Source organism: Microcystis sp. M165S2, from assembly GCF_020245885.1.
GTDB lineage: Bacteria > Cyanobacteriota > Cyanobacteriia > Cyanobacteriales > Microcystaceae > Microcystis.
Genome location: NZ_JADBTZ010000369.1, coordinates 1 through 8,554, shown reverse-complemented (window position 1 = coordinate 8,554; position 8,554 = coordinate 1). Strand labels below are relative to the sequence as shown.

Annotated in this window: 7 protein-coding genes and 1 tRNA gene; 6 read left to right on the top strand and 2 right to left on the bottom strand. The window is 45.1% G+C overall.

Annotated elements, in window-relative coordinates; all coding sequences use genetic code 11:
• Positions 1-152: 152 nt before the first annotated feature.
• Positions 153-806 (top strand): TaqI-like C-terminal specificity domain-containing protein, encoded by a 654-nt coding sequence (locus IM479_RS18275; protein WP_353737588.1) that lies wholly within the window; start codon positions 153-155, stop codon positions 804-806.
• A 57-nt stretch (positions 807-863) separates the two neighbouring features.
• Here IM479_RS18275 and bioD read toward each other — a convergent pair whose 3' ends face one another.
• Positions 864-1,538, bottom strand: coding sequence for a dethiobiotin synthase (bioD, locus tag IM479_RS18270; RefSeq protein ID WP_287687539.1), 675 nt, complete (start codon positions 1,536-1,538; stop codon positions 864-866).
• 239 nt (positions 1,539-1,777) lie between these two features.
• On the opposite strand from bioD, the gene ilvB reads away from it, so the two are divergent.
• The 3 genes from ilvB to prmA all read left to right on the top strand — a co-directional run bounded on the left by ilvB (position 1,778) and on the right by prmA (position 7,068).
• Positions 1,778-3,631: a biosynthetic-type acetolactate synthase large subunit gene (ilvB, locus tag IM479_RS18265; RefSeq protein WP_287687537.1), complete on the top strand. Its 1,854-nt coding sequence runs from the start codon at positions 1,778-1,780 to the stop codon at positions 3,629-3,631.
• A gap of 828 nt (positions 3,632-4,459) precedes the next feature.
• Positions 4,460-6,037 (top strand): phosphoglycerate dehydrogenase, encoded by a 1,578-nt coding sequence (serA, locus tag IM479_RS18260; RefSeq protein WP_287687535.1) that lies wholly within the window; start codon positions 4,460-4,462, stop codon positions 6,035-6,037.
• Between the two features lie 134 nt (positions 6,038-6,171).
• Positions 6,172-7,068: a 50S ribosomal protein L11 methyltransferase gene (prmA, locus tag IM479_RS18255; protein ID WP_286824866.1), complete on the top strand. Its 897-nt coding sequence runs from the start codon at positions 6,172-6,174 to the stop codon at positions 7,066-7,068.
• 96 nt (positions 7,069-7,164) lie between these two features.
• Here prmA and IM479_RS18250 read toward each other — a convergent pair.
• Positions 7,165-7,237: transfer RNA gene (locus IM479_RS18250), tRNA-Arg, on the bottom strand.
• 56 nt (positions 7,238-7,293) lie between these two features.
• Here IM479_RS18250 and surE point away from each other — a divergent pair.
• Both surE and IM479_RS18240 read left to right on the top strand, forming a co-directional pair.
• Positions 7,294-8,106: a 5'/3'-nucleotidase SurE gene (surE, locus tag IM479_RS18245; RefSeq protein ID WP_286824867.1), complete on the top strand. Its 813-nt coding sequence runs from the start codon at positions 7,294-7,296 to the stop codon at positions 8,104-8,106.
• 98 nt (positions 8,107-8,204) lie between these two features.
• Positions 8,205-8,554 (top strand): RNA-guided endonuclease InsQ/TnpB family protein (locus IM479_RS18240; protein WP_287687532.1); only part of this gene is annotated, 350 nt, incomplete at its 3' end.

Genomic DNA, 8,554 nt, shown 5'->3' with positions numbered 1-8,554 from the left:
TCAATTGTCTATCTTTTGGTATTAACCTATTTGTGCCGTAAGTGTCTCCCTGTATAGATTTCAGCTACTTTTAGGCGTAGGCACTCTCATCGAATTTTATTTTAAGTTAATTATTTGCATAACAATTACCGAAGAGCCCAAAGTTATATGAGATAGGAAAAGGAAATCCTCCTCAAACTAAAAATGATGCTAAAAATAGAATTTATGAATCTGAATTAAAAATAGATAATAGTTATATTCAATTATTACGAGCTAGGGATATCCAAAGATACAGACTTAAAACTGATAGCTACTATGTAAAGTATGGAGAAAATTTAGCCGCACCACGCTCGATTTCAATATTTGAAGGTGAAAGAATATTAATTCAAAGAATTTTTTCAAGAAAAACATTAGATGCAACTTGTGTAGATGATACGATAATCTGTAACACAGATGTTATTACATTAAAGCCCAAAAATAACACGCTAAATGTTAAATTTTATTTAGCAATTATTTGTTCTAAGCTTTGTGTATCTGTGCTAAAGTCTCAAAATGTAAATTTAGACAGAACTGCTTTTCCAAAAATAAATACTAAAACTCTATCAACTTTTCCAGTTCCTAAATATAAGCACGAATATATCGACATCACTGCACTTGTCAACAAAATTCTCGCCGCTAAAAAAGACGATCCTACTGCTGATACAAGCGAATTAGAAAAGCAGATTGATCACTTAGTTTACAAACTCTATCAACTGACATATAATGAGGTAAAAATCATTGATCCAGAATTTGCACTAACAGAACAAGAATATCTGGACTTACCCTAATTTATCCTCCGTTTTGCCTCTTGCCTTTTGCCTTTTGCCTCGTCTGTCCCAAGCAATTTAAATGCTTGACAGCTTAATTTCTGGCCAACTAGCTACCACCGAGGCCAATTTATCCAAATCCCGACGATCTTCGATAAAGGGAAAAACACCTAAAACTGGACAATTAGTCAAGGATTGAATTAAATCGATCGGTGTTAACTGCTCTATTTCCGTCTCAGTGCGCGGTTCGAGACAATTAAGGATAATTCCGCCCAAATTCACCTTTTTCTGCTCTGCTAGGGCAATATTAGCCACCGTTTGGGAAATCGCTCCCAATTTCACCGGCACCACTAAAAGAGTTTTTAACCGCCATTGAGCGGCTAAATCCGCCACAGTTAGCTCGTGGGTGACAGGACAACCTAAACCCCCTAAACCCTCAATTAAAACCAAATCTTGGCTTTTTTGTAGGTTCAGCAGAGCTTGCCACACTGTCCCTAAAGGAATACCTCGACCTTCCAAATCAGCAGCCACAGGAGGCGCTAAGGGTGCTTGATATTGCAGCGGTGTGATCATTTCTAATTGACCCTGAAATAAACCCTCATACCATTCTCGATCGCCTTGACCCGTTTGCATTAATTTCATCAACCCCAGGGCCTTGGATGGATAGTATTTTTGCCAATAAGCCACTAAAGCAGTGGTGACAACGGTTTTACCCGCATCGGTATCCGTAGCCGTAATCAAAAGACTATTCATAAAACTACCGGGCTAAGTCAAGATCAGGTGAAATCACCAATATTTATCATCTTATCCCCACTTCCCCACTTCCCCAGATATTGCATGGGTAAGATGCAAAAAGAAAAAAAACTGCGGCCAAAAAGGTGAGATGGAATACACTAAAAGTATAAGGTTATCAATTTTGCTATTTTTCCAGTTGCATCCTAGGCAACAGAATTGCAATTATCCCTCTAGTTAGAAATTGGACGGTTTGCCCTGTGGTTTCATCACTTCCCAAGCCCAATGACTCTTTAACAACGGTTCCCCAGCGTTGTTCTGGTGCTTATGCCTTGATGGACAGTCTCAAACGTCATGGTGTTAAGCACATCTTCGGTTATCCCGGTGGTGCGATCCTACCCATCTATGACGAACTCTACCGCTTTGAAGAACGGGGAGAATTACAACATATTTTAGTGCGCCACGAACAAGCGGCCGCCCATGCCGCCGATGCCTACGCTAGGGCCACCGGCAAAGTGGGAGTCTGTTTCGGCACTTCCGGCCCCGGGGCGACCAATTTGGTGACAGGCATCGCTAACGCACACATGGACTCCATCCCGATGGTGATTATCACCGGTCAGGTGAGTAGGGCGGCCATCGGTTCCGATGCTTTCCAAGAAACCGATATCTATGGTATTACTCTCCCGATTGTTAAACATTCCTATGTGGCGAGAAATGCCCGCGAAGTAGCGAGAATCGTCGCTGAAGCCTTCCATATCGCCAGTACAGGACGACCAGGACCGGTTTTAGTCGATATTCCCAAAGATGTCGGTTTAGAACCATGCGATTATATCCCCGTCGAACCGGGAGATGTGAAACTAACCGGTTATCGTCCCACGGTTAAGGGCAATCGCCGTCAAATCGAGGCCGCTTTACACCTCTTGGAAACCGCCGAAAAACCTTTACTGTACGTTGGTGGCGGTGCGATTGCGGCGAACGCCCACGCCCAAATTGCCGAGTTTGCCGAGCGTTTTCAGTTACCCGTCACCACCACGTTAATGGGTATCGGTGCTTTTGATGAACATCATCCCCTCTCAGTGGGAATGTTAGGAATGCACGGCACTGCCTACGCTAATTTTGCCGTGACCGAGTGTGATTTATTAATTGCCGTCGGCGCTCGTTTTGATGACCGAGTAACCGGGAAATTGGACGAATTCGCCTCGAAAGCTAAGGTAATCCATGTGGATATAGACCCCGCCGAAGTGGGCAAAAATCGCGCCCCTGACGTGCCGATTGTCGGGGATGTGCGGGTAGTTTTAGAACAAATACTCCAAAAAGCCAGAGAATTTGATTATCCCACTAATTCCGATCGCACCCAAGCTTGGTTAGCCAAGATTGAGCGCTGGCGACAAGATTATCCCCTGCAAGTACCTCGACCGGAAGGCAGACTTTCCCCCCAAGAAGTGATCGTTGAGGTGGGTCGTCAAGCACCCCACGCCTACTATACCACCGATGTGGGCCAGCATCAGATGTGGGCGGCCCAATTCCTCAAAAATGGACCCCGACGTTGGATTTCCAGCGCGGGATTGGGGACGATGGGTTTTGGTTTACCCGCTGCTATGGGGGCCAAGGTGGCCATTCCCGATGAGGAGGTCATTTGTATTAGTGGTGATTCCAGTTTCCAAATGAATCTACAGGAATTAGGCACCCTAAGTCAATTTAATATTCATGCCAAGACGATTATTATTAATAATGGTTGGCAGGGTATGGTACGTCAATGGCAAGAAGCTTTCTATGGGCAACGTTATTCTAATTCCAATATGGAAGTGGGAATGCCAGATGTGGAACTGTTAGCCCAAGCTTACGGCATTAAAGGCATTACTATTCGCCATCGAGAGGAATTAGCCGCAAAAATTGCCGAAATGTTGGCCCATGATGGTCCAGTTTTGGTCAATGCGATCGTGACTAAAGACGAAAATTGTTATCCCATGGTCGCCCCTGGCCAAAGTAATGCCCGTATGATTGGTTTACCGAAAATTGTCACCAAGGGTTGTGAAATGCTCGATTGTCCCAGTTGTGGCGCGGTTAACAGTTGGAATAATAAATTCTGTCCTGAATGTGGGGCGAAATTGTAGCCGAAAATTGTTAATTAATTAACCAGCCTCCGTTAAGTATAACGGAGGTTTTTGGCTTTTTCTCTACTATTTAAACATCATAAGTAGGGGTTCTTCCGAACTTACACTGTAGAAAATTCCCCAAGCTCCCTCTCTGTCCAGCAATGCTCTAAAGTTGATAAATATCAATCTAACAAAAACTCAAAGCCCTATTGTACAAGCTTTACAGGCATGAGTTGTTGATAGTTTTGCATGACAGGTTCGGTAGAGCCTAAGTAGGTAGGCGTTAAAAATTATCAGATGCCTCTCTTATTAAGGGTGATCCCCCCGCCTATCGGCACCCCCCTTATCAAGGGGGGCAGGGGGGATCGAACCTAAAATCCATTTTTAATTTAATTAAAACCAGCTACTTAGAAATTTTCAAACAGAAGCAATGGCAGCCCTAGAAAAAGCTTTAGAAAAAGAAGCGCAAAACTCGATCGCCACCGTGATTAAATTAGCAATATCTCAGTGACACTAAATCCGTTTTTAATCCTGTGATTAACTGCCGATCTAACTTTAAAAACCCATTTATGGATTGTTTCCCCCCTATCCCCTATCCCCTATCCCCCATCCCCTATCCCCCATCCCCCATCCCTTCTCTCCTATACTTTTTAAACAGGATTTAGTATGACAACGGCAAGAGGCTGAAATCAACACCATGGACGACAATGAGAAGGACAACCTAAAATCTTTTCGCTAATTTTGCCATAGACTGCACCCTTTGCTTCTAAAATGGGCTATTGCGGCTAGACCCGAATATTGGTCTAGCATTTGCCCGTAGACTGAAAAAAGCACGTTATAAAGATTATGGCCAAAGTTCTGGTATCCGATTCGATCGATCCGGTAGGAGTAGAAATTCTGTCACAGGTTGCCCAAGTGGACGTGAAAACAGGACTATCCGCCGAGGAAATCATTCAAATTATCCCCGAATACGACGCACTGATGCTCCGTTCCAGTACCCGCGTCACCAAAGAAATCGTCGAAGCGGGCAGCAAACTGCAAATTATCGGCCGCGCAGGGGTAGGAGTCGATAATATCGATGTTCCCGCGGCCACTCGTCAGGGTATTATTGTCGTTAACTCTCCCGAAGGTAACACGATCGCCGCTGCCGAACACGCCTTGGCCATGATGTTATCCCTCTCCCGTCATATTCCTGATGCCAATCAGTCGGTAAAAGCGAATAAATGGGAAAGAAATCGCTTTATCGGCACAGAAGTTTATAAAAAGAACCTAGGAGTCGTTGGTTTAGGTAAAATTGGCTCCCACGTCGCCGCCGTTGCCAGATCCCTAGGCATGAAAATTCTCGCCTACGATCCCTTTATTTCCAAAGAACGCGCCGATCAACTCGGTTGCACCCTGGTGGATCTGGAACTACTCTTTGCCGAGTCCGATTTTATCACCCTCCACGTCCCGAAAACTCCCGAAACCCAGCATCTCATCGGTCGGGAAACCCTCCCTAAGATGAAACCCACGGTCCGCATCATTAACTGTTCCAGAGGCGGCATTATCGACGAGTTGGCTTTAATTGAAGCCCTCGAATCCGGTAGAATCGCTGGGGCAGCCTTGGACGTATTTGAACAGGAACCTTTAGGCGAATCTAGATTAAGAGAATTATCTAACGTCATCCTCACTCCCCACCTAGGCGCATCGACTACGGAAGCACAGGTTAATGTGGCTATTGATGTGGCCGAACAAATTCGCGATGTCCTCCTCGGTTTGCCAGCGCGTTCGGCCGTTAATATCCCCGGACTAACTCCTGATGTTATGGAAAAACTGCGCCCTTACCTGCAATTAGCGGAAACTATGGGGAATCTCGTCAGTCAGTTGGCAGGAGGTCGCTGTGACTCGTTAAATGTCCGTTTACAGGGAGAATTGGCCACTAAAGACAGTCAACCTCTGGTGGTAGCGGCAATTAAGGGTTTACTTTCCCAAGCCCTCCGGGAACGGGTAAACTATGTTAATGCGGCGATCGAAGCTAAGGAACGCGGTATCCGGGTAATCGAAACCCGGGATGCTTCCACCCGCGACTATTCGGGATCGATTCATTTGGAAGCTAATGGTTCTATGGGGACCCATTCCGTTACTGGGGCGCTGTTAAGTACGGGAGAAATCCGCATTACTGACCTCGATGAGTTCCCAATTAACGTGCCACCGAGTAATCATATGTTATTCACCCTTCACCAAGATATGCCCGGTATTATCGGCAAAATTGGCGCACTTTTAGGCAGTTTTAATGTCAATATCGCCAGTATGCAGGTAGGACGCAAAATTATTCGCGGTGACGCAGTTATGGCCCTGAGTCTCGATGATCCTCTACCAGAAGGTCTTCTCTCGGAAATTACTAAAGTCCCCGGTATCCGTGATGCTTACACGGTAAAACTCTAGATTAAATCAGTTATCAGTAAACAGTAATCAGTAAACAGTAATAAGTGAAAAGAAAGCTCCGAACTTGCCACTTAATACTGTTGACTGAAAACTCAAATTTGATAACTGATCCCTGATCACGGATAACTGAATATATGTCTAATAGTTGGTGGGAAATTACGGTTTTGTGCGAACCTAGTCTCGAAGAAACGGTTTTCTGGAGACTGGAAAATTTTGGCTGTTCGGGAACGGCCACGGCTAAAAAACAATCCTCTTTAGAGATTAAGGCCTATATACCGGAAATTAAAGCGCAATTGCCCGATTTAGAGGCACTAAGCCTCTGGTTAAAGCAGGATGCTTTGATTTTAGGTTTTCCCGAACCTGTCACCAATTGGCAGTTAATAGACGAGGAAGACTGGGCCAGCAGTTGGAAACAACATTGGCAAATTAGCGAGATCGGCGATCGCTTTTTGATCTGTCCTGCTTGGTTAAATCTCCCCGAAAATAACCAGAGATTGGTGATTAAAATTGACCCCGGTTCCGCTTTTGGCACGGGAACGCACCCCACCACCCAATTATGTCTAGAATCCCTAGAAATGCGTTTAAGTAGCAATCCAGAGAATAAAATTATCGCTGATATCGGTTGTGGTTCTGGCATACTGGCGATCGGAGCGATTTTATTAGGAGCCAAAAAAGTTTATGCTGTTGACACAGATCCGCTGGCGGTGAACGCGACGCACAGTAATCGCCATCTCAACCGAATTAACCCCGAAAATTTAGCTATTAATCAGGGTAGTGTCGAGGAGTTATTAGAATTAATTCCCGATGGTGTCGATGGCATCGTTTGTAATATTTTAGCCGAGACAATTATCGCTTTAATGCCCGAAATCACCCGTCTGGCAAAACCCACCACTTGGGGAATTTTAAGCGGCATCCTCGTCACCCAAGCACAAGCAGTTACAGATATTTTAGAACCCCAAGGCTGGACAGTGGCTGCCCTGTGGAAACGTCAAGAATGGTGTTGTCTGCAAATTCGTCGCACTGTGGACTAATAGACATCTCCAATAATCAAGATTTTAGCCCAGTAGATCAGGCTTCTAGCCTGATTTCTGGAGATGTCTCCTGAATACTGACTCCTGATGTCTGAACGAGTACGGAGGGAGTCGAACCCCCGACACCCAGGACCGGAACCTGGTGCTCTATCCTCTGAGCTACGTACCCACAATAAAATACTATTATATTATACCACTAGCCGATGCAGTAGATCAGAAATTCCTATGACTAGCGATCGCCCTTTAAAACTACTGATCAGTAACGATGACGGCATTTCCGCCCTAGGAGTCCGCACCCTCGCTAACACCCTCGCTACTGCGGGCCATCAAGTCACCGTAGTTTGTCCCGACGGCGAGCGCTCTGCTACCGGTCATGGCTTAACCTTACACCATCCCATCCGGGCCGAACAGGTGGAAGGAATTTTTCATCCCGATGTGATTGCTTGGTCCTGCTCGGGAACTCCCGCCGATTCGGTGAAATTTGCCCTTAGTGCCGTCCTGAAAGAGCGTCCCGATTTAGTTTTAGCTGGCATTAACCACGGGTCTAATCTCGGCACCGATATCCTCTATTCTGGCACGGTTTCCGCAGCCCTGGAGGGCTTAATCGAGGGTATTCCCAGTATTGCTTTTAGTCTGGCTAGTTTTAAAGCCTGTGATTTCCAACCGGCCGCCGATTTTGCCCTCACTTTAGTCAGGAAGGTTGCCCTTAACCCTTTTCCTATTCCCACTTTACTCAATGTTAACGTCCCGCCGGTTAGTAGTGGCGAAATCAAGGGGGTGAAAATCACTAGGCAAGGATTGCGACGCTACGAAGAAACCTTCGAGAAAAGACTGGATCCTAGGGGTAAAAGTTATTACTGGTTAATTGGGGAAGTAGTCGAAGATATCGAACAACCGGACTATACCCATTTACCCCCGGAAGTGCCTACGGATGTGCGCGCTATTGGCGAGAATTTTATCACCATCACGCCCCTACAATACAATTTAACTGATGTGCAGGGTTTTCAACATTTGCACCGGAATTCTTGGTTTGATTGAGGATCATCGAAAATTTTGGGTCTGAAACCCCGTCGTTCTAGGTTGGCTTTACTGTTAAATATTAGCGCATTTACCAAATATATGCTAAAATGTGAGACATGGAAAAAGCCTACTCGTTTCGATTTTACCCCACACCCGAACAAGAGTCGCTATTGCGGCGCACTTTGGGCTGTGTAAGATTAGTTTACAATAAGGCACTCCATCTCAGAACACAAGCTTGGTACGAAAGACAAGAAAGAGTAGGATATACTGAAACTTCTTCAATGCTAACCGATTGGAAAAAGCAAGAAGAATTAGACTTTCTCAATGAAGTTAGTTGTGTACCTTTACAACAAGGGTTAAGACATTTACAAACAGCTTTTACCAATTTCTTTGCTGGTCGTACTAAGTATCCTAACTTTAAGAAAAAACATCAAGGAGGAAGTGCCGAATTTACCAAATCTGCTTT